The 24,584-nt window shown below is 62.8% G+C and carries 22 protein-coding genes, 3 tRNA genes and 3 rRNA genes; 24 read left to right on the forward strand and 4 right to left on the reverse strand.

Features of this window, described 5'->3' with window-relative positions; all coding sequences use genetic code 11:
• Positions 1-3: 3 nt before the first annotated feature.
• On the reverse strand, positions 4-1,281 hold the full coding sequence (locus Q0718_RS06715) for a lytic murein transglycosylase (protein WP_298915342.1): 1,278 nt from the start codon (positions 1,279-1,281) through the stop codon (positions 4-6).
• A gap of 219 nt (positions 1,282-1,500) precedes the next feature.
• Between Q0718_RS06715 and ykgO the strand changes: the two genes are divergently transcribed.
• Both ykgO and Q0718_RS06725 read left to right on the forward strand, forming a co-directional pair.
• Positions 1,501-1,626 (forward strand): type B 50S ribosomal protein L36, encoded by a 126-nt coding sequence (ykgO, locus tag Q0718_RS06720; RefSeq protein ID WP_284373277.1) that lies wholly within the window; start codon positions 1,501-1,503, stop codon positions 1,624-1,626.
• A 58-nt stretch (positions 1,627-1,684) separates the two neighbouring features.
• The gene (locus tag Q0718_RS06725) at positions 1,685-2,557 is read left to right on the forward strand and encodes a tetratricopeptide repeat protein (RefSeq protein ID WP_298915354.1); all 873 of its coding nucleotides are present in this window, start codon (positions 1,685-1,687) and stop codon (positions 2,555-2,557) included.
• On the opposite strand, the gene Q0718_RS06730 is transcribed toward Q0718_RS06725, so the two are convergent.
• On the reverse strand, positions 2,554-3,549 hold the full coding sequence (locus Q0718_RS06730) for a polysaccharide deacetylase family protein (protein WP_298915357.1): 996 nt from the start codon (positions 3,547-3,549) through the stop codon (positions 2,554-2,556). The two genes, Q0718_RS06725 and Q0718_RS06730, sit on opposite strands and share 4 nt — an antisense overlap.
• Before the next feature lie 74 nt (positions 3,550-3,623).
• On the opposite strand from Q0718_RS06730, the gene Q0718_RS06735 reads away from it, so the two are divergent.
• From Q0718_RS06735 to Q0718_RS06745, 3 genes are all read left to right on the forward strand, one after another.
• Positions 3,624-5,318 carry a hypothetical protein gene (locus Q0718_RS06735; protein ID WP_298915360.1) on the forward strand — a complete coding sequence of 565 codons (1,695 nt, stop codon included), beginning with the start codon at positions 3,624-3,626 and terminating at the stop codon, positions 5,316-5,318.
• Between the two features lie 73 nt (positions 5,319-5,391).
• Positions 5,392-5,622 carry a hypothetical protein gene (locus tag Q0718_RS06740; RefSeq protein WP_298915364.1) on the forward strand — a complete coding sequence of 77 codons (231 nt, stop codon included), beginning with the start codon at positions 5,392-5,394 and terminating at the stop codon, positions 5,620-5,622.
• Position 5,623: 1 nt separating this feature from the next.
• On the forward strand, positions 5,624-6,679 hold the full coding sequence (locus tag Q0718_RS06745) for a lysylphosphatidylglycerol synthase transmembrane domain-containing protein (protein WP_298915367.1): 1,056 nt from the start codon (positions 5,624-5,626) through the stop codon (positions 6,677-6,679).
• A 39-nt stretch (positions 6,680-6,718) separates the two neighbouring features.
• On the opposite strand, the gene Q0718_RS06750 is transcribed toward Q0718_RS06745, so the two are convergent.
• The gene (locus Q0718_RS06750) at positions 6,719-7,498 is read right to left on the reverse strand and encodes a thioesterase family protein (protein ID WP_298915370.1); all 780 of its coding nucleotides are present in this window, start codon (positions 7,496-7,498) and stop codon (positions 6,719-6,721) included.
• A 131-nt stretch (positions 7,499-7,629) separates the two neighbouring features.
• Here Q0718_RS06750 and Q0718_RS06755 point away from each other — a divergent pair, with 131 nt between their 5' ends.
• Both Q0718_RS06755 and Q0718_RS06760 read left to right on the forward strand, forming a co-directional pair.
• Positions 7,630-8,250 carry a 2-hydroxychromene-2-carboxylate isomerase gene (locus tag Q0718_RS06755; protein ID WP_298915372.1) on the forward strand — a complete coding sequence of 207 codons (621 nt, stop codon included), beginning with the start codon at positions 7,630-7,632 and terminating at the stop codon, positions 8,248-8,250.
• Positions 8,247-9,248: a 2-dehydropantoate 2-reductase gene (locus Q0718_RS06760; protein ID WP_298915375.1), complete on the forward strand. Its 1,002-nt coding sequence runs from the start codon at positions 8,247-8,249 to the stop codon at positions 9,246-9,248. The genes Q0718_RS06755 and Q0718_RS06760 overlap by 4 nt, the downstream gene beginning before the upstream one ends.
• A gap of 111 nt (positions 9,249-9,359) precedes the next feature.
• On the opposite strand, the gene Q0718_RS06765 is transcribed toward Q0718_RS06760, so the two are convergent.
• Positions 9,360-9,872, reverse strand: coding sequence for an Hsp20 family protein (locus Q0718_RS06765; protein ID WP_298915378.1), 513 nt, complete (start codon positions 9,870-9,872; stop codon positions 9,360-9,362).
• Between the two features lie 207 nt (positions 9,873-10,079).
• On the opposite strand from Q0718_RS06765, the gene Q0718_RS06770 reads away from it, so the two are divergent.
• The 17 genes from Q0718_RS06770 to argF all read left to right on the forward strand — a co-directional run bounded on the left by Q0718_RS06770 (position 10,080) and on the right by argF (position 24,555).
• Positions 10,080-10,967 (forward strand): methyltransferase domain-containing protein, encoded by an 888-nt coding sequence (locus Q0718_RS06770; protein ID WP_298915381.1) that lies wholly within the window; start codon positions 10,080-10,082, stop codon positions 10,965-10,967.
• A gap of 153 nt (positions 10,968-11,120) precedes the next feature.
• Complete coding sequence (locus Q0718_RS06775; protein ID WP_298915384.1) at positions 11,121-11,417, forward strand: SCP2 sterol-binding domain-containing protein; 297 nt, start codon at positions 11,121-11,123, stop codon at positions 11,415-11,417.
• Between the two features lie 59 nt (positions 11,418-11,476).
• A complete protein-coding gene (locus Q0718_RS06780; RefSeq protein ID WP_298915387.1) occupies positions 11,477-12,451 on the forward strand; it encodes an alpha/beta hydrolase in 975 nt (324 codons plus the stop codon).
• Positions 12,452-12,460: 9 nt separating this feature from the next.
• The gene (locus Q0718_RS06785) at positions 12,461-13,555 is read left to right on the forward strand and encodes an FAD-dependent oxidoreductase (protein WP_298915390.1); all 1,095 of its coding nucleotides are present in this window, start codon (positions 12,461-12,463) and stop codon (positions 13,553-13,555) included.
• 709 nt (positions 13,556-14,264) lie between these two features.
• Positions 14,265-15,745: ribosomal RNA gene (locus Q0718_RS06790) — 16S ribosomal RNA — on the forward strand.
• 219 nt (positions 15,746-15,964) lie between these two features.
• A tRNA-Ile gene (locus Q0718_RS06795) sits at positions 15,965-16,041 on the forward strand.
• Positions 16,042-16,086: 45 nt separating this feature from the next.
• Positions 16,087-16,162: transfer RNA gene (locus Q0718_RS06800), tRNA-Ala, on the forward strand.
• A gap of 299 nt (positions 16,163-16,461) precedes the next feature.
• A 23S ribosomal RNA gene (locus Q0718_RS06805) occupies positions 16,462-19,249 on the forward strand.
• A 109-nt stretch (positions 19,250-19,358) separates the two neighbouring features.
• Positions 19,359-19,473 (forward strand): 5S ribosomal RNA (gene rrf / locus Q0718_RS06810).
• The 16S, 23S and 5S rRNA genes sit together here with 2 tRNA genes alongside, the layout of an rRNA operon.
• 305 nt (positions 19,474-19,778) lie before the next feature.
• Positions 19,779-20,018: a hypothetical protein gene (locus Q0718_RS06815; protein WP_298915393.1), complete on the forward strand. Its 240-nt coding sequence runs from the start codon at positions 19,779-19,781 to the stop codon at positions 20,016-20,018.
• Positions 20,015-20,188 (forward strand): hypothetical protein, encoded by a 174-nt coding sequence (locus Q0718_RS06820; protein WP_298915396.1) that lies wholly within the window; start codon positions 20,015-20,017, stop codon positions 20,186-20,188. Before Q0718_RS06815 ends, Q0718_RS06820 begins: the two co-directional genes overlap by 4 nt.
• A 216-nt stretch (positions 20,189-20,404) precedes the next feature.
• Complete coding sequence (locus tag Q0718_RS06825; protein WP_298915399.1) at positions 20,405-21,265, forward strand: hypothetical protein; 861 nt, start codon at positions 20,405-20,407, stop codon at positions 21,263-21,265.
• A 77-nt stretch (positions 21,266-21,342) separates the two neighbouring features.
• Positions 21,343-21,419, forward strand: a tRNA-Met gene (locus Q0718_RS06830).
• Between the two features lie 134 nt (positions 21,420-21,553).
• Positions 21,554-22,069, forward strand: a complete 516-nt coding sequence (locus Q0718_RS06835) for a hypothetical protein (protein ID WP_298915402.1) — start codon at positions 21,554-21,556, stop codon at positions 22,067-22,069.
• Entirely contained in the window at positions 22,024-22,716 is a 693-nt protein-coding gene (locus tag Q0718_RS06840) for a hypothetical protein (RefSeq protein ID WP_298915405.1), read from the forward strand. The genes Q0718_RS06835 and Q0718_RS06840 overlap by 46 nt, the downstream gene beginning before the upstream one ends.
• 2 nt (positions 22,717-22,718) lie before the next feature.
• Positions 22,719-23,483 (forward strand): hypothetical protein, encoded by a 765-nt coding sequence (locus tag Q0718_RS06845; RefSeq protein ID WP_298915408.1) that lies wholly within the window; start codon positions 22,719-22,721, stop codon positions 23,481-23,483.
• 151 nt (positions 23,484-23,634) lie between these two features.
• Positions 23,635-24,555, forward strand: coding sequence for an ornithine carbamoyltransferase (gene argF, locus Q0718_RS06850; protein WP_298915412.1), 921 nt, complete (start codon positions 23,635-23,637; stop codon positions 24,553-24,555).
• The last annotated feature ends 29 nt before the right edge of the window (positions 24,556-24,584 follow it).

Below are 24,584 nucleotides of genomic sequence, written 5' to 3' on the forward strand. Positions count from 1 at the left end.
GTCCTAACCCACGATCCGCCGGTACAGGGTCTGCTCCACATAGCCGTCGGCGGGCAAGCCGTTGTCGCGCTGCCAGGCGCGGATGGCGGCGCGCGTGGCGGGGCCGATCAGGCCGTCCACGCCCTTCGTGTCGTAGCCTTGCGCGGTCAGCGCTTGCTGCAACGCTTCCTTCTGCGGCTTGTTCAGCCCCATGTCGCCTTCGGGCCAACCGGCCGTCACGAGCTGGCCGCCGCGCAGCGCCTCGCCGAGGCTGGCGATGCCCATCACATAGGCGCTGGCCGGATTGTAGCGCATCAGCACGTCGAAATTGTCGAAGGCGAGCAGCTTCGGCCCGCGATATCCCGCCGGAGCGAGTAGGCGCGCCTGCAGCCGGGCGTCGCCGGGCGTCCAGTCCGCCCCGTTCGCCGGACGCACGCCGAGCCGCGCCCAATCGGCGACGCTCATCGTTTCCACTTCCGACACGGAATAGTCGAACCCGTCGGGCAGGACCACTTCGCCCGCGACCGGCACGCCCGGCGTCCAGCCCGACCGGGTCAGATAGTTGGCGGCACTGGCCAGCGCATCGCCTTCATTGCCCCACAGGTCCTTGTTGCCGTCGCCGTCGAAATCCACGGCATAGTCGCGGAAGGTCGTCGGAATGAACTGCGTCATGCCCATCGCGCCCGCCCAGGCGCCGCGCAGCTGTTCGGGCCGCACGTCGCCGGAGCGGATCAGCTCCAGCGCGGCGAAGACCTGCTCTTCCGCCCAATCGCGCCGCCGGCCGTCATAGCCCAAGGTCGTGAGGGTGGTGAACAGGTCAAAATCGCCCATGATCCGGCCATAGCTGGTCTCCAGGCCCCAGATACCGGCCAAGATGTGGGCCGGAACGCCGTAGGCGCGCTCCACGGCGGCCAGCGTATCGGCATGTTCGGCCATCTCCGCGCGGCCGCGATCGATCCGGTCCGCAGAGGCGGCGCCCCGGATATAGTCCCAGACGGGCTTGGTGAACTCGGGCTGGTTGGCGTCGCGCTTCAGCGTGCGCTCGTAATATTCGGCCGCCCCGATCGTGCGCGCCACGAGGGCCGCATCGTGGCCCCGCGCGATGGCGCGTCTCGCCAAACCGTCGCGATAGGCCTCGAACGTCGGTCGCTGGACGGCCGGCGCGGATTGCGTGACCGGCGCTTGCACCACGGGTGTCTGAACCTGGGGTTCGGCCGCCGGAACAGGGTCGGGCGCCGCGACGGACGCGCAGGCCGACAGCAGGAAAACGGGCAAGACGGAAGAAAGCAGGAACAATCGCATGGACGGACTCTAACAGTCCGGCAAGGCCCGCGATAGGGCGCTTTCATGACGGATTGGCCAGACTTTGTCTTCGGTTGCAATAGGATCCGGGTTGGGAAACGGGTGAGTCGACAAGCCTGTCGCATCTGCCATCCGCGCATTGACTTCGCCGGACGTCGTCCATATATGCCCGCTTCCGCTGAAAATGCGCCGAAATTCTATCCTAGAGGACCTGAGGTCATGAAAGTCCGCAGCTCACTGAAATCGCTGAAGAACCGTCACCGGGACTGCCAGGTCGTGCGCCGCAAGGGCCGCCTCTACGTCATCAACAAGACGGATCCCCGCTTCAAGGCCCGCCAGGGCTGATACGAAACGGCGCGTCGCACGGCGCGCCGGCATGACTGCCCAATATAAAGGCAAAGTCATGGAACGGCCTCTTGCCTTGCCGGGCGAGGGGCTTCATTTTGCGCGGGTGAGAGCTTTCCCGCCCATTCTGCTTTTCCTGCTCGCGACCCCGGCCGCCGCGCAGGTGGAGCTTGTGCCGGATGTGCCGCCTCAAACCGTGCCGTCTCAAACCATACCGCCTGAAACCATACCGCCCGAAACCACACCAGAGACACCGCAAGGCGACACGCCCCCCAATGACGATGGTGCGCGCATCATCATCGAACCGCCGGTCGAGTTGCTGCCCGCCCCCGACCTGCCCCCCGACGTCGCGGATCCGCCCGACGCCTCCGGCGCTGACGAGACCGTTTCCACGTCGCCGACGCCCGACGCCGCGCCGGACTATTCGCGCCTGTCCGCGGCCGAGGAACGCGCCGCGCGCCTGGACGCGATGTTCGTCCGCCTCTCGGAGGCCGAGTCCGAGACGGCCGGCAATCTGGTCGCCGAGGAAATCTGGGCCGTCTGGCTGAACAGCGGCAGCCCATCGTCGGACCTCATCCTGCGGCGCGGCGCGGCCGCGCAAGGCCTGGGCGACACTGCGACGGCGCGGCTGATGTTCGATCACGTCACCGCCTTGCAACCGGACTATGCCGAGGGCTGGGCGCGCTCGTCGCGGCTGGCGCTGGAAGAGCGCGACTTCGCCCGTGCCGTGTCCGAGGCGATGCGCGCCCTGACGCTGGAGCCGCGCCACTTCTATGCCATGCAGACGCTGGGCAATGTGCTGGAACGGCTCGGTCGCCAGGAAGAGGCGCTGGATGCCTACCGCGAAGCCGCGCGCCTGCACCCGACGCTCGGATCCGTTGGTGAACGGATCGACGCGCTCGAAGTGCAACTGGACGGCAGCATTCTCTAGGGCGCGGCGTCCCGGCCTTGCTCGCCGAACGCCTTTTCCGCCGCGACCCGCGCTTCGATCCCGGCTTCGTCCGCCGACCAGTGATCGAAATCGTCCGCCCCGGCGCGCCCGGACTCGCGGGCGATCGCCGCAAGGCGCCCCATGCCGGAAAACAGCGTATCCGGGGCCGCCTGCAAGGCGGGATCCGCATAGGCCTCGTCCGGGTCGATGATCGTCCATCCGGCCCGACGCAGGGCGGCGACCATCCGGTGCGTCGCCAGAGCGGCGATGTCGTTTTCGTGCAGCAGAAGCACTTGCGCCGGCCGCGCGCCCAGAACGTCCATCGCCATGCGGTCGTAATGCGCGGCCGCGTCGACGACCATGTCGGCATAGACCCGGCCGAGCGCATCCTCATCCACGGCCCGACCGTCCTTCAACGCCTGTTGCAGCAACGAGTCGAGGTGCCAGTCATAGGTATCGACCGTGACATAACCGTTGCGGAGTCCGCGCTCCGACAGCGCTTGGCGCAAGGCTTCGCGTTTGGCCCGCGCCGCGATCCTGTCTTCGCCGTAGCCGCCTTCGTCCAGATACGGGAACCGGAACCAGGGTCGGCGGTTCGGCAAACCCTCCAGCAGCGTTTCCGCCCGGTCGGTATCGGCGATGAATTCACCCACGGACGTCCGGCTCGCCCAGGGATGGGTGTCGGTATGGTTGGCGATCCGGTGTCCGGCCTGTCCGTAGGCCTGCAACCGTGCGCGGCCGTCCCGGTCCAGTCCGCGCGTCGTGGCGAAGATGGCGACCGGCCCGGTTCCTGCCTTGTCCCACTGGTCCAGCAGCGCTTCGGTCCGGTCCGCCCCGGTGAAAAGACGGCCATCGCCGCGCGGAGCGTCGTCATAGGTCAAAGCGATCCGCTTGGACCCCGGATCCGGTTCGGTCTGAGCCATTCCGGTTTGGGCCGAAGCGGCGATGCCGCCGCCTAGAAAGAGCAATAGGATCGTCCAAATGATGCGCATGCGGTCCCATAGCCCATTTCCGGGCCGCGCCAACAGGCTTGCACCGGCGCGCCGACCCGCTACAGGCCCGTCCCATGCCCGTTCCTACGCTCGTCCTGAATTTCGGCCATTCCGTCCTGCGCTCGCTGTCCGACTATACGGAAGCCGCTTCCGAGATCTACCGCCACTACCGCACGGGCCGGAACATCGTCGCCGTGACATCGGCGCAAGGCGACCAGACGGATGTGCTGCTGGCCGAAGCGCGGCGCATCGGGCCCGAAGGAGCCTCGGACGGTGGCGGCGCGCGCAACCTTCCGGAACTGCTGCAACTGGGCGAACGCCGGTCGGCCGCGCTGCTGGCGCTGGCCTTGGAACGGATCGGCGCGCCCGCCTTCGTGCGCCAGGCGCGCGGTCTGGGCCTGACGGCCCAGGGCGATCCGATGAGCGCTGAACTGACGGGCCTCGACACCGGGCAGCTGATGCAGGACCTCAAGGATCACGACATCGTCGTCATGCCGGGTTTCGTGGCCATCGGCGAAAAGGACCGCGCCGTTCTGCTTGGCCAGGGCGGGGCGGACTACACCGCGCTCTACGTCGCCGACCAACTCGGCGCGCCCGCGCTGCTGCTCAAGGATGTGGACGGGGTCTATGACCGCGATCCGAAAGAGGCGTCCGACACGCCGCCGCGACGTTACGCCCGGGTGTCCTATGCCGATCTGCGCCGCAAGGCCGGGCCGCTGATCGCGGACCGCGCGATCGATTACGCCGAAAGCACGGGCCAGCGCTTCCGCATCGGCAAACCCGGCGTGGCCGGATCGACCCTCGTCGGCGATGTGTCCGGCCTGCCCGAAGAAACCGCGATGCCGCCCAAGCTGCGTATCGCCATGATGGGGCTCGGCATTGTCGGCGGCGGGGTCTGGCGGCGCGTGGCCGAACATCCCGACCGCTTCGAGATCGTGCGCGTCATGGTCCGCAACCCGGACAAATATATCGACCAGGGCTATCCGGAAGATCTGCTGACGACGAAGGCCGAAGACCTGCTAGCGGCGGAGCCCGACATCTTCATCGACGTCTCCGGTCCGATCGAACCGGCGCTGCCCCTGACGCGCGACATGCTGGCGCGCGGCGTGGATGTCGTGTCGGCCAACAAGCAGGCCGTCGCGGCGGGCGGGCAGGCGCTGCTCGACCATGCAAGAAGGTCGGACGCGCGGCTGCTCTTCTCCAGCGCGGCGGGCGGCGGCATGCCGATGCTGGAAATGTGTGTACGCGAACGCGGGAGAATTGCGCGTGTCGAAGCGCTGCTCAACGGCACGACCAATTTCATGCTGGGCGAAATGGAGGGTGGTCTGTCCTATGACGACGCGTTGAAGATTGCCCAGGACCGCGGCTATGCCGAAGCCGATCCGACCGCCGATGTGGACGGCCACGACGCGGCCGCCAAGATCCGCCTCGTCAGCCTGCTCGGCTTCGGCGAAGAATTGGATCCGGCCGACATTCCGCGCGACTCGCTGTCCGACATGACCGGCCAGCAGGAACCCGGCACGGTTCTGAAACGGGTCGCGCGCGTGTCGGGCGATACGGGCGAGATCGTCGCCGATCTGCGCCTGCGCGCCCTGTCGCCCAACAATTTCCTGGCCCAGGCCGACGGCGAGGACGCCCATGCCGTGTTCGATTTCACGGATGGCGACCGCTACGTCATCCGCGGCAAGGGCGCGGGCCGCTGGCCGACGACCGAATCCGTCATGGCCGACCTCTACGATCTCTCAAACGGCACCGATCCGTCCGGTTGAGAGGGCAATCGGGTCGGAACCCGATGTGTCATCCATGCGTCACATAACGGTCAGACGACCCGGAGAGACGATCATGGCTCAGTGCAACCAATGCGGAAACGACTACGACCGCGCCTTCACCGTGACCTTGCATGACGGCCAAACGGGCACGTTCGACAGTTTCGAATGCGCCATCGCCAAGATGGCTCCGTCCTGCGCGCAATGCGGCTGCCGCATCATCGGGCATGGCCGTGAAACCGTCGACGACCGCACTTTCTGCTGTGCATCCTGTGCCGACATGGCCGGCGCGGAACTCGAAGCGTAGCATGACGGATCTGGCCGGGCCCGACGTGCCGGGGCCGGTTCCCACCCCGCATGGCGATATGCCGGGCGCCTCCGCGACGCGACGGCGCACGGCGCTATTCCGCAAGGTCCAGGGCTGGCTCCGCAGCCCGTGGGTGATCGCCCTGATGGGCGCGGCGCTCGTCTGGGCGCTGTTCCAAGTCGCGCCCTGGCCGGAGTGGAAGCGCGCCTTTGCGGAGGCCGACCCGCTCTGGCTGGTTCCCGCCGTCGCGCTGGTTCTCGCTCATGAGCTGCTCAAGGTCGGCCGCATGGAACAGCTCGTGCCCTGCGTTCGCGACAGTCGTCTGCGCCACGCCCGGATCGTCTACGGCATGGCCTGCGTCGCCCAATTGCCTGTCGGCACGGTCGGCGGCGATCTCTACCGCGTCATGCGCCTGGAGGAATGCGGCGCCGACCCCAAGGACGCGACTGCGGCGACCTTCCTGATCCGCATGATCGGCTTTTCGACGACTTTGACGCTGGCCGGGCTGGCGGGCGTCTATGTGCTGGACAGTGTCTGGCCCCTGATCGGACCGCTGCTCGCCGCCGTGATCCTCTGGCTGCTGGCCTCGTCGCAAAACCCGCCTGCTTTCGTCGGCCGTCTTGTGGCGCGGGCGGACGATACGGGCTCCGGACGCTGGGGACGGTTCATATCGCTGGCCGCGCGCCTGATCCGCCATGTGTTCCGCGAGGCGGCCGACCTGACCCGCGCGCAGATGCTGCGGGTCCTGGGCTACACGCTCGCCCTCTATGGCTTGCGCGCGACGATCGCCTGGTTCTGCCTGCTGGCGATGGAAATCGATGTGAGCTGGCTAGCGGCTTTGGCCGCGCTGGCCGCGGGCAATCTGGCCAGTTCCGTACCCAGCCCGACCGGCAATGTCGGTCTGCGCGAGGGCGGCATGGTCGGCGTGTTGGCGGGCCTGGGCATCGCCGTCGCGCCCGCCGCCATCGGGGCGTTGCTGTTCCGCGCCTGCATGGTCGCGGGCGCCGGGTTGGGGTTGCTGGTAACGGGAATGGCTGCGAAGCTGACGGGCCCCTAGCCAAGTTAGACGAATGGCCAGGCTGGACAAATGGCCAAGCTAGACGAAAACCGCGATCGACTGCATCCCGTCCACGATGAGCGCGCCGTCGCGGTTCCAGATGCGCATGACCTGCGAACAATAGCCGTCATGCGCGGCGCTCAGCTCCGATTCGACCATGTACCAGCCGTCGGTCGTGTCCGTGTCGCGCAATATGTTGCAGATCCAGCTCATCGAACTGACGGGTCCCATCTGCGTCATGATCGGGAAGGTGGCGGGCGGCAGGATGTCGGCCAGGCCCAGCAGGGCGATCTCTCCGGACCGGGCCGCCGGATCGGAATGGCGGGCCCAGCACCGCAGATATCCGCGCGTGCCGCCTTCTATCGGGCGGGTGCCTTCGATCAGCTTGACGTCGTAGTTCCGCAGGAATGCCGGAATGAACGGCGACTCCGTTTTCGTAAACGGTTCGCACCGGTCCGGCGGCGGCGTGCCGGGCGCGGGACGATCCACGCGCACATGGCTGTCGCGCGCCCCGCCGAAGGAGAAGACCGCCGTGCAGGCGGCGCGTCCACCCAGGTCGGCGCGGGCCTGCACCGTCGTGACGTTGCGGCCGCGCCGCAGCAACTCCGTCGTCATGTCAGGTGCGTCCGCGACCGGTCCGGTGAAATTGACCAGGGCGGAGCGCAGCGGCGGCAGTTCGTCATGCTCGCCGCGCACGCGCGCCAGCAGCAAGGCGGCGCTGAGACCGCCATACGCCGTCCGGCCTTGTTTCCAAGTCTCCGGAATGTCCGGGGATCCGGTTGCGGCTTGGTCGGCGAGCGCGGAAAAAGTCGGGTCCATCCCATCCGGCTAATCCGCCGGGCCGGGCCGTGCCAGACCCAATCGAGCTTGGGCGGCGTGCGGGAATGAACCGCTTGTGCCGGGCGGGCGGCTCCTCCAGTGACGAAGCGCGACTTGATGGAGTGGAGCCCGTGACGACCCTCGATTTCTACTATGATGTCGGCAGCCCGAATGTCTATCTGGCCTGGAAGGCGCTGTCGCAGGTGGACGGGCTGGCGCTGGATCTCAAGCCCGTTCTGATCGGCGGCCTTTTCAAGAGCGCCAATAACCTCCCGCCCTGGACGGCCTTTTCCGGCGTCCCGGCCAAGATGCGCTACATGATGGTGGAGATCGACCGGTTCGCGGAACTGTACGGCCTGTCCGGCTTCCGGATGAACCCGCATTTCCCGGTCAATACGCTGCTGGCGATGCGCACCGCCATGATCGCGCATGAAGAGGGTGTCGCTGACGCCTTCGTTCCGGCGGTGCAGGCGGCGATGTGGGAGACGGGGCGCGACATCGCCGATCCCGGAATCCTCGCCGATGTATTGGACGAAGCCGGTTTGCCGGGACCGGAGATGGTTGCCCGCACGTCGGAGCCTGCAGTCAAGCAATCGTTGGCGGACGCGACGCAAGCCGCCGTCGATCGCGGCCTGTTCGGCCTGCCGAGCTGGTTCGTGCAAGGCGGCACGGACCTGTATTTCGGCAAGGAGAATTGCTGGATGTTCGGCGCGGCGCCGACCGGGTCGCTTCCGCACGCGCCCGCTTCATGAACAAGCCGCGCATCACCGTATTGGGCGCCGGGTCGATCGGCTGCTATCTCGGTGGCCGGATGATGCAAGGCGGCGCGGCGGTGACCTTGCTCGGCCGAGAGCGGCTGGCGAAGGTCATGGCGCAGAAGGGTTTGACGCTCAGCGCGCACGGGCGCGCGACGATCCATCTGGACGAGGTGGATTTCGCCAGCGACCCGGTGGCGCTGGCGGGCTCGGACATCGTCGCGCTCTGCGTCAAGAGCCAGGACACGGCCGACGCGGCCGCGCTGATCCGCCAGCATGCGCCGACCGCCTGGATCGTGTCGTTCCAGAACGGGATCTCCAATCTGGCGACCTTGCGCGACGGCGTGCCGGATGCCGTCATCGGCGGTGCGGTCGTGCCGTTCAATGTGACATCGCCCGGGCCGGGGCGGTTCCACCGCGGCACGGACGGCGGTCTCGTCATCGGACCGGGCGCGCCGGAGATCGTGAGCGGTGCGCTGCGCGCCGCCGGGGTCGGCGTGCGGATCGTGGATGACATCGACGCCTATCTCTGGGCCAAGCTGCTGGTCAATCTGAACAATGCGCTGAACGCCCTGTCGGGCGGGCCGTTGCGCGACGGGCTGCTGCAACGCGGCTATCGCCGCGTGCTGATCGCCATGATCGAGGAAGGCCTGGCGGTTGCGGCTGCCGAAGATGTGGACGTGGCGACATTCAATGGCCGCCACCCCAAAACGCTGATCCGGCTGATGGCACGGCCCGACTGGCTGTACCGGATCGTCATGGACCGGATCGCGAAGATCGACCGCACGGCACGGTCCTCCATGCTGGACGATCTGGAGGCGGGACGCGGGCCGGAGCTGGATTACCTGCAAGGAGAGATCGTGCGGCGGGCCGAGGCGCACGGGATCGGCGCCCCCGTCAACCGGGCCGTGATGTGCGCGACGCAGGACGCGTTCGCGCAAAGGAAAACGCCCAGGCTGAGCGGGGCGGACATGGAACGGCTGTTCCTGTCGTGAAAGACGATGGCGGCACCGCGCGACTGGGAGGGGGTATCGCACGGTGCCGCGTCGTTGCGTCCGGCGCGCCTCAAGGGGGAGGAAAGGGGAGCCGGGTCCGCGACGACATATTTAGGCGGCTTTCTTCTTTCCGCCAGTTTTCGGAGCAATTAACTTTTCGCCACTTGCAGCCGCGCCAGTGCTGCCGCCGATCGCGATTGTCCGCGGCTTCAGCGCTTCGGGCAGTTCGCGCCGCAGCGAGATCGACAAAAGGCCGTTCGCCAGGTCGGCCGTATCCACGACGACATGGTCGGCCAGCTGGAAGCGGCGTTCGAACCCGCGCTCCGCGATGCCGCGGTGCAGATAGTCCGCCTCGTCATTGGCGCTCTTGTCCTCGATGCGGCCCGTGATCGTCAGGCGGTTCTGCTCGGATTCGATGCTCAGGTCGTCATGCGAGAAACCGGCGACGGCCAGCTCGATGCGGTAGGCGTCCTCCGACAGGCGGACGATATTGTAGGGGGGATAGGTCGCGGCGTTCTGGGCCTGCGTGCTGGCCGCGTCGATCAGGCCGGCCATGCGGTCCAGACCGACGAAGGACCGGTAGAGGGGCGACAGGTCGTACGCCCGGTTCGTTGTAGCTCTCATGATACATCCTCGTTTCAAGCAATGCAGTTGATGATGGAATGCACGGCCCGTTGCGGCACCGTGCAAGAGTATATGTAGGAATCTATTCCTTGATATCAAGAGGTCGCCTCCGCGCCTTCATGCGGCCATGCAAACCCGAGCTCCGGCCCGTCCCGGATTACGAAACAATTAGGTTCACGCCTGCGGATTCGGCGTTACAACGGGGTCATGAAACGTTTTCTGATACCACTCCTCCTTCCTTTCGCACTCGCCCTAGCGGCTTGCAACGGCGAGACGCCGGACACGGCCACCCCGCCCGACGACACTGTGGAGGCCCCGGCGACTGCGACCGAAACGGCGGCGGCCACGCTCACGCTGGCGGACGTCATCGCTCATCCGCGCCGCGGCGACGATGCGGCGCGCGACGAATACCGCAATCCGGCGGCGACGCTGGACTTCTTCGATATCGGCCCCGGCCAGACCGTGGCCGAGATCTGGCCCGGCTGGTACACGCCGATCCTGGCCCCCTACTTGGCCGACAATGACGGTGCCTATGTCGCGGTGCTGTTCCCCGACGACGTCAGCGAGCGAATAGCCGAACGCAACGCCGCCTTCCGCGAGCGTTTCGCCGACACGGACGAATTCGGCGACATCGCCTACGGCACCTTCTCCGGCGATACGGGCCTATCGCTCGAGACGGGGTCCGTCGATACGATCCTGACATTCCGCAATGTCCATAACTGGATGGGCGGCGGTTATGCGGAAGACGCCTTCGCCGAATTCTACCGCACGCTGAAGCCCGGCGGCATGCTCGGCGTGGTCGAACACCGCCTGCCCGAAACGCGCACGCAGGACCCGAATGGCGCGACGGGCTATGTCCAGGAAAGCTACATGAAGGCTCTGGCGGAGGAAGCCGGGTTCGAATTCGTGGCAAGCTCCGAAGTCAACGCCAATCCGCTGGACACGGCCGACCATCCGCTCGGTGTCTGGACCCTGCCGCCGCGCTCGCGCGTGCCGGAAGACGGAACGCCGGAGGCCAACGGGTTCGACGCCGAACTCTATCGCAACATCGGCGAGTCCGACCGCGCCACGCTGAAATTCCGCAAGCCGGAATAGGACAGGGCTTGAGCGAGGCGTTCCAATCCGCACCGGCGCATGGCTCGATCGACGTTCGCGCATGGGCGCAGCCCGGGAATTTTCCCTTGGCGCGCCCGGCCCGTCGCCCCATATAGCCCGGACACGAACCCCCACTTTTTTCCGGAGAGACCCATGGACAACGAAACGATCGCCACCCGCATGAAGAGCGCGCTGGAACAGGCCGGCGGTCTGGACAAGTCCGTCAAGTTCGATTTCGGGGGCGACGGCTCCGTCTACGCCCACGGGACAGAGACCGAAGTCGGGTCCGACAAGGAAGCCGACTGCACGATCAGCGTGGACAAGGACGATTTCATCGCCCTGGCCGAAGGCAATCTCGATCCGATGATGGCGTTCATGTCCGGCAAGCTGAAAGTGGCCGGCGACATGAGCGTCGCCATGGGTCTCCAGTCCATCTTCTCCAACATGTAGTCGCCTTGGCGGGCGTCCCTGCGCTTGCATAGCCGGGGCGTCCGCACCATTTCGCCGCCATGCTGGATTACGAACAGGCGGAGCTGGTCCAGCCGAGCGGCCACGCCGTCCCCGACGGATTGCAGGGACGGCTGTCGCTCTATTTCCTCGACCGTCCCGGAGGCGATCACGGCCCGGCCCAACGATTGCGCGTCGCCCTGGCCATGCCGGCTCGCGACGAAGCCCGCGGAACGATCCTTTTTTCGCCGGGCCGCACCGAATTCATCGAGAAATATCTGGAGTCGATCGACGATCTGACCCGGCGCGGTTTCTGCGTCGTCATCGTCGATCCGCGCGGGCAGGGCCTGTCGGAGCGGATGCTGGACGACCGGGTCCGCTCCTATGTCGCAACCTTCCAAGATTACGCCGACGATCTGGGCTGGGTCTGCGATACGCTCGCGCCGCATTGCCCCAAACCGGTCGTCGCCATGGGTCATTCCATGGGCGGGACCATCGTGCTGCACGCGATCCTGTCCGGCGTGCTGAGCCCGTCGGCCGTCATCACCTCGGCGCCGATGCTGGGATTGCTCGATATCGACAACGAATTCATGCGCGCGGCGATCCGCGGCCTGTCGGCGCTCGGCCTGTCCCGGCGCAACCTGCCGTTCCAGAAACAGCGGGGCGGCCTGCCGGTCGCGTTCGCCGACAACAAGCTGACCTCGGACCGGGAGCGCTACAAGCGCTGGGCGTCCTTCTTCCAGAACTCGCCGCGCCTGCGCGTGGGCGAGCCGACCTTCGGCTGGATCGCGGCCGCGCTGTCGTCCATGGCCTTCGTCAATCGCAATGCGGCGCGCCTCGGCATTCCGGGCCTCATGGTGGCGGCGGGCGGCGACCAGATCGTGGATCCGGCCGCGGTCGAACGGTTCGCCCAACGGGCCGGTAGCGAGTACCGCGTCGTTCCGGGCGCCAAGCACGAACTGTTCCTCGAACGCGACCCGATGCGCGACGAATTCTTCGACATCATCGATCGCTTCCTCGAAGACCAGGCGCTCTGACGCGCTGCGGTGGCGCCGTCTCCTCACATCGTCATCCTCGGCGCCGGGCTGATCGGCCTGTCGAGCGCGGATGCGCTGTTGCGGCGCGGGGCGCGCGTGACGCTGCTCGAACGCGGTGGCGCGGTCATGCGCGGGGCCAGCTTCGCCAATTCCGGGATGATCCATCCGTCGCAGGCCTGCAGTTGGTCCGGCCCGGCCAACGACCCGGCCATGGACGCCGCCGTCCATGGCCTGGCGCTTCACTCGGTCGGTCTACTGGAACGAAACATGACCGAGCTCGGCCTGCCGGACCTGCGCGACCGGCCGGCCGGCTGTTACCAGATTTTCGACGATGCCGCACAGGCGCAAGCGGCCTGTGACCGCCTGTCCCTACGCGGGATCGACGTGCGTGGCGTGGCGCCCGGACCCGCGACTTTCGGCCGGCCGGGTCTGTTCTTTGCGCAGGACCGTTCCGCCGACGCATATGCCTACGGTCTGGCGTTGGCCGATTCGGTTCGCGTGCGAGGCGGGACGATCCGGTTGGGCCGTGACGTTTCTCTGGATGCGGGCGGCGCGCGCGTGCGCGCCCTCATCGACGGCGAACCACTGGATTCCGATGCCGTCGTGCTGGCTTGCGGGGCGCAGACGACGACGCTCCTGCGTCATGTCGGTCTCGGCTCCTGCATTGAGGGGGTTCGCGGCTGGTCGGCGGATTTCGACGTGCCGCCGGATCATGATCTTCCGCCACAACCCGTCATGGACGCCGCAACGCGCTCGGCGCTCACCCTTTTGAGTGGAACCTTGCGGCTATCGGGAACATGGGGGGACGCGTCGCCGGACCGGCTGCTCTCGCGTTGGTCCGACATTCTGCCCCGCGGTGTTCTGAGCGAGACAGGGCCGAACCGGATCCGGTCGAGCTTGCGGCCCGTGTCCGCGCGCGGCGGCCCGGTGATAGGTCCGACGCCCCACCCCGGCCTGTTCGTCAATGCCGGACACGGCCACATGGGCTGGACCTTATGTGCCGGATCGGGCGAACTTCTGGCCGACATCCTTTTGGGCGGCGCGGATCCGCAGGTTTTCTCGTTTGATGCGCAGGCCAGGTCCGGCGCGCGGAAAACCCAATGAAAGCGGGTCTTGATGGCGATATCCACAGGGTCGTCCACACTTGTCGGCGGGACGGTTCTGCGGAAATGTGAAGATCGCGCTTGCGTTCCCAGCGGATGACCCTACTTAGCGCTCATCGAACGGCGACGCTCACAAGGCTCGCAGCTCGGTCGCCCCACAGTCTCAAGAACGACGCAGGCCGCTCCGGCGCGCTGAACTCTTCTCGCCGATTAAGGTGTTGACATTGGGGCGGGAAACAGGCACTAACGCTTCCCTCGTGAAGCATGCCGGTTTCGCGGAAATCCGCAGCAAGTTGCCAACGCAACAAACTGCAGATCGATGCAAAAAAGGTGTTGCAAAGAGAATTTCGGTTTTCTAAGTAGCGCGCCTCGCTGAAGACGAACAAGTCTTCACGGCGAAAGCCACAGCGAGGGGGTCTCCTTCGAGAGACCTTTTGTTTTGGATGGAGACCTCGTCTCTGTCCGGGTTGTTTGACATCGTGAATATTGGGAAGAGAGACGCAGGCGGCGTTTGGCGGCGCGCAGACTTGGTAACAAGCTGCACACTAGTCGAACGTCACAAGACGTTTCTTTTCATGAAGTTACGATCGCTTGATCGATCCTTCTAGCGAGGGAAAGATTAGAGCACTCGTGATTTCTTTGAAACGCACAAACGCTGTGAGGCTTCGGTCTTACAACGTCAGTGATAGAATGTGACGGTCAGACGCTCTCAACCTGAGAGTTTGATTCTGGCTCAGAACGAACGCTGGCGGCGTGCTTAATACATGCAAGTCGAACGAGAACCAGGAGCTTGCTCCTGGGGACAGTGGCAGACGGGTGAGTAACGCGTGGCAACCTACCCTTCGGTGGGGGACAACAGTTGGAAACGACTGCTAATACCCCATACGTCCTCCGGGAGAAAGATTCATCGCCGATGGATGGGGCCGCGTTAGATTAGCTTGTTGGTGGGGTAAAGGCCTACCAAGGCGACGATCTATAGCGGGTCTGAGAGGATGATCCGCCACACTGGGACTGAGACACGGCCCAGACTCCTACGGGAGGCAGCAGTAGGGAATATTGGACAATGGGCGCAAGCCTGATCCAGCAACGCCGCGTGAATGATGAAGGCCTTAGGGTTGTAAAATTCTTTCGCCAGGGAAGATAATGACTGTACCTGGTAAAGAAGCCCCGGCTAACTCCGTGCCAGCAGCCGCGGTAATACGGAGGGGGCTAGCGTTGTTCGGAATTACTGGGCGTAAAGCGTGCGTAGGCGGATCGGAAAGTCAGATGTGAAATCCCAGGGCTCAACCCTGGAACTGCATTTGAAACTGTCGATCTAGAGTTCTGGAGAGGTAAGTGGAATTCCTAGTGTAGAGGTGAAATTCGTAGATATTAGGAGGAACACCAGAGGCGAAGGCGGCTTACTGGACAGATACTGACGCTGAGGCACGAAAGTGTGGGGAGCAAACAGGATTAGATACCCTGGTAGTCCACACCGTAAACGATGAGAGCTAGTTGTCTGCAAGCATGCTTGTAGGTGACGCAGCTAACGCATTAAGCTCTCCGCCTGGGGAGTACGGTCGCAAGATTAAAACTCAAAGAAATTGACGGGGGCCCGCACAAGCGGTGGAGCATGTGGTTTAATTCGAAGCAACGCGCAGAACCTTACCTACCCTTGACATGCCGGTCGAGATTTCCAGAGATGGATTTCGTCAATTCGGTTGGACCGTGCACAGGTGCTGCATGGCTGTCGTCAGCTCGTGTCGTGAGATGTTGGGTTAAGTCCCGCAACGAGCGCAACCCTCACTTTTAGTTGCCAGCATTTAGTTGGGCACTCTAGAAGAACTGCCGGTGCTAAGCCGGAGGAAGGTGGGGATGACGTCAAGTCCTCATGGCCCTTACGGGTAGGGCTACACACGTGCTACAATGGCGCTGACAGAGGGTTAATCCCTAAAAGGCGTCTCAGTTCGGATTGTCTTCTGCAACTCGAAGACATGAAGTTGGAATCGCTAGTAATCGTGGATCAGCATGCCACGGTGAATACGTTCCCGGGCCTTGTACACACCGCCCGTCACACCATGGGAGTTGGTTCTACCCGAAGGCGCTGCGCTAACCGGTTTTCCGGAGGCAGGCGACCACGGTAGGGTCAGCGACTGGGGTGAAGTCGTAACAAGGTAGCCGTAGGGGAACCTGCGGCTGGATCACCTCCTTTCTAAGGATTTCCCTGAGGATCTTCGATGGCTTGTCCATCACGCATCCTTTCGGAAGCCTGGAATAAACTTAGGTCCAAGGGCTCACGCCCAAGCTGTTCGTTCAGCATTGGATCATTAGCGGTCAGACGCTGTCTTCGTTTCTCTTCCCATTTGGTCATCGTCGACCTCAAGCAATATGGCTTGTTACAGGCGTTGGCTGTTGAGACGGTTGCAACTGGAGGCCGGTAGCTCAGCTGGTTAGAGCGCGCCCCTGATAAGGGCGAGGTCGGAAGTTCAAGTCTTCTTCGGCCTACCAACCGCAGCTTTCCTGGTTCCCGACCTTCCTCGCGGAAACGTCCTAGGGGCCTTAGCTCAGTTGGTAGAGCATCTGCTTTGCAAGCAGAGGGTCATCGGTTCGAATCCGATAGGCTCCACCAGGACTTCATCACTGTCTCGACAATGAAGAAAGAATTGCCGCTGCACATTGCAAGCCGGCAGGTTTTTGACATCGTAAACGGAGGGCTCATCCGCCCAGAACTCCGGCTTCATTCAACTCCCTTAGCCGGGAGGAAGCTGGTACATACATTCTCTTAGGATGAGCTTTGAATAGTAAAGATATCGTCTGGCATGCTCAGACGCGAGCGTCGGCCCACATCGAGCCGGCAATCCTCGCGCATGAGCGCCAAACATTGAGGCCGCAACATCTTCTGGCGTTGCGGCCCTCTCGAGATCGAAGAATCAAGCGTTACAAGGGTTTCTAGTGGATGCCTTGGCGCACAGAGGCGATGAAAGACGTGGTACGCTGCGATAAGTCCGGGTGAGGTGCGAACAACCTTTGACCCCGGAATTTCTGAATGGGGAAACCCAACTTTACCAATTCTGATGCTTTCATGACCTTGGTCATGTTCGCATCGGATATTGGTCGAGTTATTTTTAACTGAATACATAGGTTAAAAAAGCGAACCCGGGGAACTGAAACATCTCAGTACCCGGAGGAAAGGACATCAACCGAGACTCCGTTAGTAGTGGCGAGCGAACGCGGATCAGGCCAGTGGCTATGACAATCTAAACCGAATGTGTTGGGAAGCACGACCAAAGTGGGTGACAGTCCCGTAGGTGTGTTGATTGTTTTAGTCCTAGAGTAGGGCGGGACACGTGAAATCCTGTCTGAATATGGGGGGACCATCCTCCAAGCCTAAGTACTCCTGTGCGACCGATAGTGAACAAGTACCGTGAGGGAAAGGTGAAAAGTCCCCCGACGAGGGGTGTGAAACAGTCCCTGAAACTGGAAATCTACAAGCTGTCGAAGCGGGCTTGCCCCGCGACGGCGTACCTTTTGTATAATGGGTCAGCGACTTGGTCTTACGAGCAAGCTTAAACCGTTAGGTGTAGGCGTAGCGAAAGCGAGTGTTAATAGCGCGAATGAGTTCGTAGGATCAGACCCGAAACCAGGTGATCTAGCCATGTGCAGGTTGAAGGTGCGGTAACACGCACTGGAGGACCGAACCCACTTATGTTGAAAAATGACGGGATGACATGTGGCTAGGGGTGAAAGGCCAATCAAACCTGGAGATAGCTGGTTCTCCGCGAAATCTATTTAGGTAGAGCGTCTGATGAATACCCTGGGGGGTAGAGCACTGGATGGGCTAGGGGGACTCACCGTCTTACCAAACCTAACCAAACTCCGAATACCCAGGAGTACTATCAGGCAGACACACTGCGGGTGCTAAGGTCCGTAGTGGAAAGGGAAACAGCCCTGACCGTCGTCTAAGGTCCCTAAATAATCACTAAGTGGTAAAGAATGTGAGAGTGCTTAGACAACCAGGAGGTTGGCTTAGAAGCAGCCATCCTTTAAAGATAGCGTAACAGCTCACTGGTCAAGCGCTCCTGCGTCGAAAATGTACCGGGGCTCAAGTGATTTACCGAAGACACGGACGCATATTTATATGCGTGGTAGCGGAGCGTTCCGTAAGCCTGTGAAGGTCGACTGCGAGGTCGGCTGGAGGTATCGGAAGTGAGAATGCTGACATGAGTAACGATAAAAGGGGTGAGAGACCCCTTCGCCGAAAGATCAAGGTTTCCTGCGCAATGCTAATCAGCGCAGGGTTAGCCGGCCCCTAAGCCGAGGCGGAAACGCGTAGGCGATGGGAACCAGTTTAATATTACTGGGCCATTGGGTAGTGACGGATTGCGTGTGTTGTTCATCCTTATTGGATTGGATGGGCAGCGAAGCAGTCCCTGGAAATAGCTCCCATGTATGACCGTACCCCAAACCGACACAGGTGATCAGGTAGAGAATACCAAGGCGCTTGAGAGAACTCTGCTGAAGGAACTCGGCAAATTACCTCCGTAACTTCGGGAGAAGGAGGCCTTGCCAATGGGCAACCATCGGTAAGGGGCACAGACCAGGGGGTGGCGACTGTTTATTAAAAACATAGGGCTCTGCGAAGTTGCAAAACGACGTATAGGGTCTGACGCCTGCCCGGTGCTGGAAGGTTAAAAGGAGTGGTGCAAGCCACGAATTGAAGCCCCAGTAAACGGCGGCCGTAACTATAACGGTCCTAAGGTAGCGAAATTCCTTGTCGGGTAAGTTCCGACCTGCACGAATGGCGTAACGACTTCCCCACTGTCTCCAGCAGAGACTCAGTGAAATTGAATTCCTCGTGAAGATGCGAGGTACCCGCGGCTAGACGGAAAGACCCCATGAACCTTTACTACAGCTTGACAGTGGCATTTGTAAGAATTTGTGTAGGATAGGCGGGAGACTTTGAAGCGTGGGCGCCAGCTCACGTGGAGTCGTCCTTGAAATACCGCCCTTGTTCTTATGGATGTCTAACCGCGGCCCGTTATCCGGGTCCGGAACATTGTCTGGTGGGTAGTTTGACTGGGGCGGTCGCCTCCTAAAGAGTAACGGAGGCGCGCGATGGTTGGCTCAGACCGGTCGGAAATCGGTCGTTGAGTGCAATGGCATAAGCCAGCCTGACTGCGAGAGTGACAACTCGAGCAGAGACGAAAGTCGGTCATAGTGATCCGGTGGTCCCGCATGGAAGGGCCATCGCTCAACGGATAAAAGGTACTCTGGGGATAACAGGCTGATGACGCCCAAGAGTCCATATCGACGGCGTTGTTTGGCACCTCGATGTCGGCTCATCGCATCCTGGGGCTGGAGAAGGTCCCAAGGGTATGGCTGTTCGCCATTTAAAGCGGTACGTGAGCTGGGTTTAGAACGTCGTGAGACAGTTCGGTCCCTATCTACCGTGGGAGTAGGAGTTTTGAGAGGATCTGCCCTTAGTACGAGAGGACCGGGGTGGACATTCCTCTGGTGGAGCTGTTGTCGCGCCAGCGGCATTGCAGCGTAGCTATGAATGGAACGGATAACCGCTGAAAGCATCTAAGCGGGAAACCAACCTCAATACGAGAGCTCCCTTGAGAGTCGTTCAAGACTAGGACGTTGATAGGCTGGGTGTGGAAGCGTGGCAACACGTGAAGCTTACCAGTACTAATAACTCGATTGGCTTGATTCAACTCGATCTCGAAGGCGCTCATGCGCGTGGCTTGCCAGCCCGTGTGTGACGCATCGTCAGACGATATCTTTACTATTCAGATTATACCGCTTTTCGTGGCCTGCATTAACCGGGTGGTTATTGCGAGAGGTCCCCACCCGATCCCATTCCGAACTCGGTCGTTAAGCCTCTCAGCGCCGATGGTACTTTGTCTCAAGGCACGGGAGAGTAGGTCACCGCCCGGTTTATCCAGGCCACGATCACAGCGGTTCATCCTCCGATTACACAAGAAACATTCAACGCCCTCGGCTCGCGCCTGGGGCGTTTTGCGTTTGGATCCCACTATACTGGCCGACCCTTGCGTTTGTTTTGCGGGTTCAGAATGATACACGCTCTCTTGGCAAGGGATGACGGAAGCGAAGCAGTCAAGGTCTCGTCGTCTCGCATGAAGCCGGGCTTCCGGGACAGGGCGGACACGACAGGTCTAGCGGTCGAGGATTACGTCTTGCTCGTCCTGCTGACTTGTCTCGGCCTGGTCTGAAACCGCATATTGTTAGTCTACTCCGTCTCCTCGGCGGCCTGCGCGGAACAGATCGCCGCGTTCGGAGCGATCGGTTCGGGCTGGCTCGCGGGACAGACCGCCTGGCCCCTCCTGTTCTTGTGCTCCTGCCTTTCGGCGCTCTACGCACTCACCGTCATCGCCGCGCGCTGGAACGGCCGGGTCGGCACGCTGCTCCTGCGCCTCGTGCTGCTGATCGGTTTTTTTGTCTGTCGCTCGGTCTGCGCATGATGATGATCGATGACCCCTTGCGGCCCGACGGAACGGTTCTGATCGACACGCGCCAAGACATTCTGAACCGCGACGCGGGATCCTTGCGAGACGGGCTGGTTTTCGAAAGCGACCCGATGGCGCGGACCTTCGGGCGACCGGCTTGCGTCTTCTTAGGCAAGCACGTCTGATACTCCCCGCCGGTCCGACGGGCCAGGGCCGCCCTCTCTATGATGTCACGGGACTGAAGGGCCGATTGATCAGGGCGCACCAGGCCCGCCAAGTCTATATCGACCTCAGCGCGGCCGAAACGGCGGACGTTCGGCGCTTCCTGCATTCTGATGCCCGTCGGACGACGGCGAAAGCCGCTCTATTGCCGGATCGCTTTTGACGTGTATCCTGCGGCCATGATCCGTGGCATACTGACCTGTCTTTTCTTCATCCTTCCGGTCACGCTGGCGTTGGCGCAGACCGATGATGGCTACGGCCTCACCGAGCGAACCCAGAATCGGATCCTCGGAGTCGAGCAGGATTACGAGGCGATGATACAAGACATGGTGCCGGAATTCCGTCTCGTCAGAACGCTGGAAACCTTTCCACCAATAGAAGAGCAGACATATCCGTTGCGGTTCGATCTCTCGGATGAGGACAAGCTGAGCGCGTCCCGAAGAAATTCTCCACCCTTCATCGTGACATTGCATGAGACTCAAACGGGCCGGCCGATCGCGAATTGTGCCGCACCCTGTTCCCTAGACGCGCCGCTCCAGCGCGGTCTGATCGTCCAATTGTACCGCTTCGGATCCGATCCCATTCATGTAACGGCCGAATCCTATCACGAGGCCAATGACCCTCATCCGATCTATTTGCCTTTCAACGAGGTGGATCATCAGCTCGTGCGGGAGAAATGCCGGGCCGAGTTCGAGGTTATCCGCCAATCGGTCGCCAGCCGGGAGGCCAGCAACTGTGTTCGTGTGCCACCCATGATGCCGCCGGAAGCCGAACGCAGTGGACATTGCGTCGTGGCATTCACGGTCGCGGAAGACGGCGATACCGTGGATGTCCGATCGCGGGAGTGCACGGAACAGATATTCTGCGACCCCTCTGCGAAAGCGGTCCGCCATTTCATCTATCATCCTGAACTGCGATACGGAACGCCTCGCGAGGTTCGGGACATGGAGACGAAAATGATGTTCCGGCTGGTCAGTGAAGACGGCACCCTGATCCCGGAACCGGACGGCCCGATGGAGCCTTGCGTCGGCAGCGTCTGATGCCCGGCCAGTCTGTCATTTTTGCGACAGGACGCTTGCAAGCCCGCACTCTCTTCCATATATGCCAGCTCTCTTGGCGCGGGGTGGAGCAGCCCGGTAGCTCGTCAGGCTCATAACCTGAAGGTCGTAGGTTCAAATCCTACCCCCGCAACCAAGACCGCGATCCCGCCTTTCCGGCGGGATTTGTCGTTTCTGGACAAAGGTTTGCGCGAACGATTGCCGCGCCGGTCCGGACGGTCTCTCGCAGAACTCACGACGATGTGCCTCGGGCATGACTGGGTCCGTGTTATGGATGTCCGACACTGCCGAAGCCTTCGCCATGCACAAGATCGGCATCGTCATCTGTTCGGGCTGAACGGGCCCGGCCTGTCGACCAATTTCAGGGCGCTCAATTTCGCCGAGGAACTGCTCACGGCCGGAGACGACGTCCGGCTCATCTTCGACGCCAGCGGCGCGAAATCCCTGTCGAAGATCCTCGCCCCGGCCCACCGCCTCCACCGGGCCTGGATGGAATCGAAAACCGCGATGCACGGCACCTGCCGCGAATGTACCAAAGCCTATGGGGTGATGGACGCGCTCGAAGAGGCGGACGTGCCTTTGCTGGCCGGCTTCAAAGGGCATTTGGCGTTCCGGCTCTTGCTGGACGAAGGCCATCGGATCGCGACCTTCCAAGCGCGCCATCCACAGGTCGTTAGGAATATGTTCTTGATTTGTTCTCGTGCATCGGCTTCAATCCATGCATGCAGTTCACATTCGACATGGATGATCGCGAGAGCCTGCTTCGCCGGGTCGATGCGAGGTTGAGGCGACACTTCACCGGCTTTCCGCCCCGCTACCGGTTGCTCGATCCGGTCAGCCAACTGGTCATGAGCCTGCTTGGCGGGAAGACCTTCGGTCCGGTTTCGCGTGCGGCTCACGCTCGCCTTGTCGCCACATACGACAACTGGTCGGATGTCCGCGACGCGCCGATCGGCGATATAGAAGCCATTATCCGGCCCGTGACGCATTGGAAGAAGAAGGCCGAACGACTCCAACGGGCTCTGCGCGCTTTCACGGACGATGACGGGACCCCCGATCTCGACTGGCTTTCGGATCTCACGGTCGAAGAAGGCCATCGCCGGCTTGAAGCGATCAACGGGATCGGGCCGAAAACGGCTGCAGCAGTATTGAACACGAGCACGCTTCGCCGGCGCTCGCTGGTCATCGACACCCATCACATCCGCATTCTGGAACGGTTGCGGTTGTTGAAACGCAATGCGAATTTCGTCGAGGCCTATCGGACGATCATGCCGCTCGTGCCACAGGATTGGGGTCCCATGCGGATCGACACGCATCACATGCTGTTCAAGCGGCTGGGGCAGGTGACCTGTCGTCATTCCGTCGGGCATTGCCACCGTTGCCCTCTCAACGATCTCTGCCCGAGCGCGGCGGCCGACGGCGCGTTCGGCTAGCCGTGCAACTGACGCTGGAAATCGATCCGCGCGCGGATGCCCTGCTTCGAATCGATGCGCGCCTTCGTGCCCGCTTCGCCCTGCATGTCATCACCACCCGCCACGATCCGGTCGGCCAATTGGTCAAGGGCATCATAGGCGGTCGTACGCGCAGCGAAGTCGCCGGAGCGGCCCTGCACCATCTCAAGGAGGGTCTCGGTTCTTGGGAGCGCCTGTGCGACACGCCCATCGGCGAGATCGAACGCTATATCAGCGCCGTGACTTTTTCCGAAGCCAAAGCCCCGTACGTCCGTGCCAGCCTGCGGCAGATCAAGCGCGAGCGCGGTCGGATCGACCTGTCCTTCCTCGCGTGCTGGAGCGTCCGGGACGGCATGGCATGGCTGGAACGCCTGCCCGGCGTGGGACGCAAGGCCTCCGCCTCGGTCCTGAATGCCAGCGTGCTGCAAAGACGCGCCCTGGTTCTGGACACGCATCATCTGCGCGCCTTGCGCCGCCTCGGTCTGATCGGACCGGGCTGCGACACGGTCCGCGCCTATGACACGATCATGCCGCTTCTGCCGTCGGAATGGTCGGCGGAGGACATTGACGACCATCACCGCCGTTATAAGCGGCTAGGCCAGACCTATTGCCGTCACGACACGCCACTTTGCGAATCCTGCCCGTTGAGCGGCCTCTGTCCAACAGGCCGTGCCGCGCAGAAACGCCGCGTCGCTCGGTTTGGCGTTCCGTCCCGCCGGATCCCCGAACGGGTCCGCCACACCGTGTAAAGCACCCGGCATCAGACCCCCCGACTTGCTTGGTTCTTCACTGGAAAAGGGATCGGCGAACAAGGGATCGGAGACGTCTTGGCAACGGGTTTGGCGGTGTGTCTCTTCACGGAGCGTTGAAACCGCGCCTGCGCTGCGCCATGCACAGTCCATGAAACATTTCCTGACCCTGTCCGATCTGTCCGCGGCCGATCTGCGCGCTCTTCTCGACGCCGCCCATGCGCGCAAGACGGCACGCGCCGGACGTCCCAAAGGCGCGCCGGACGACGATGCGGCGCTGGCCGGTCACACGCTCGCCATGATCTTCGAGAAATCCTCGACGCGTACGCGCTTTTCATTCGAGCAAGCCATGCGACAGCTGGGCGGCAGCGCGATCGTCGCGACGGCCGACCAGATGCAGCTGGGCCGGGGCGAACCCGTCAAGGACACGGCGCGTGTGCTGTCGCGCTACGTCGATGCGGTCCTGCTGCGCGTCAATTCGCACGACACGCTGGCCGAATTCGCGGAACATGCGACCGTGCCCATCGTCAACGGCCTGTCGGACTACAACCATCCGTGCCAGATCGTGGCCGACCTGATGACGCTGGAAGAACGCGGGCTGACCCTGGAAGGCGCCCGGCTGGCCTGGATCGGCGACGGCAACAATGTCGCGATGAGCTTCGTCAATGCGGCCGCGCTGGCGGGCTACACGCTGGTCGTGGCCAGCCCCAAGGGTTACCGCTTGCCGGAGGCCGACGTGGCGCGCGCGCGCGAAGCCGGGGCGGCGATCGAAATCGTGGACGATCCCGACGCCGCCGCGGCCGGGGCCGACGCCCTCGTCACGGACTGTTTCGTGTCGATGGGCGATCTGGATTACGAAGAACGCGTCGCCGCCCTGTCGCCTTTCGCGCTGGACGAAGACCGGCTCGCCAAGGCCGCGACGGGCGCAACCGTGCTGCATTGCCTGCCCGCCTATCGCGGCCAGGAGATCACGGACGGCGTGATCGAAGGGCCGCAATCGGCGGTCTGGGACGAAGCGGAAAACCGCCTGCATGCGCAAAAGGCGATCCTGAGCTGGTGCCTGATGGACTGACGCGGTCCAGCCGACAATGCGGTTTGGAC

Origin of the sequence: uncultured Algimonas sp. (genome assembly GCF_947498175.1) — a bacterium.
Classification (GTDB): Bacteria; Pseudomonadota; Alphaproteobacteria; order Caulobacterales; family Maricaulaceae; genus Litorimonas.

Bases quoted from the DNA above. Each gene is read 5' to 3' on its own strand.
- Q0718_RS06835 (WP_298915402.1), top strand. From the start codon at position 21,554: ATGGATGTCCGACACTGCCGAAGCCTTCGCCATGCACAAGATCGGCAT.
- Q0718_RS06840 (WP_298915405.1), top strand. From the start codon at position 22,024: ATGGATGATCGCGAGAGCCTGCTTCGCCGGGTCGATGCGAGGTTGAGG.
- Q0718_RS06765 (WP_298915378.1), bottom strand. From the start codon at position 9,872: ATGAGAGCTACAACGAACCGGGCGTACGACCTGTCGCCCCTCTACCGG.
- Q0718_RS06820 (WP_298915396.1), top strand. From the start codon at position 20,015: ATGATGATGATCGATGACCCCTTGCGGCCCGACGGAACGGTTCTGATC.
- Q0718_RS06750 (WP_298915370.1), bottom strand. From the start codon at position 7,498: ATGGACCCGACTTTTTCCGCGCTCGCCGACCAAGCCGCAACCGGATCC.
- Q0718_RS06715 (WP_298915342.1), bottom strand. From the start codon at position 1,281: ATGCGATTGTTCCTGCTTTCTTCCGTCTTGCCCGTTTTCCTGCTGTCG.
- ykgO (WP_284373277.1), top strand. From the start codon at position 1,501: ATGAAAGTCCGCAGCTCACTGAAATCGCTGAAGAACCGTCACCGGGAC.
- Q0718_RS06770 (WP_298915381.1), top strand. From the start codon at position 10,080: ATGAAACGTTTTCTGATACCACTCCTCCTTCCTTTCGCACTCGCCCTA.
- argF (WP_298915412.1), top strand. From the start codon at position 23,635: ATGAAACATTTCCTGACCCTGTCCGATCTGTCCGCGGCCGATCTGCGC.
- Q0718_RS06740 (WP_298915364.1), top strand. From the start codon at position 5,392: ATGGCTCAGTGCAACCAATGCGGAAACGACTACGACCGCGCCTTCACC.
- Q0718_RS06745 (WP_298915367.1), top strand. From the start codon at position 5,624: ATGACGGATCTGGCCGGGCCCGACGTGCCGGGGCCGGTTCCCACCCCG.
- Q0718_RS06730 (WP_298915357.1), bottom strand. From the start codon at position 3,549: ATGCGCATCATTTGGACGATCCTATTGCTCTTTCTAGGCGGCGGCATC.
- Q0718_RS06780 (WP_298915387.1), top strand. From the start codon at position 11,477: ATGCTGGATTACGAACAGGCGGAGCTGGTCCAGCCGAGCGGCCACGCC.
- Q0718_RS06825 (WP_298915399.1), top strand. From the start codon at position 20,405: ATGATCCGTGGCATACTGACCTGTCTTTTCTTCATCCTTCCGGTCACG.
- Q0718_RS06775 (WP_298915384.1), top strand. From the start codon at position 11,121: ATGGACAACGAAACGATCGCCACCCGCATGAAGAGCGCGCTGGAACAG.
- Q0718_RS06725 (WP_298915354.1), top strand. From the start codon at position 1,685: ATGGAACGGCCTCTTGCCTTGCCGGGCGAGGGGCTTCATTTTGCGCGG.
- Q0718_RS06760 (WP_298915375.1), top strand. From the start codon at position 8,247: ATGAACAAGCCGCGCATCACCGTATTGGGCGCCGGGTCGATCGGCTGC.
- Q0718_RS06735 (WP_298915360.1), top strand. From the start codon at position 3,624: ATGCCCGTTCCTACGCTCGTCCTGAATTTCGGCCATTCCGTCCTGCGC.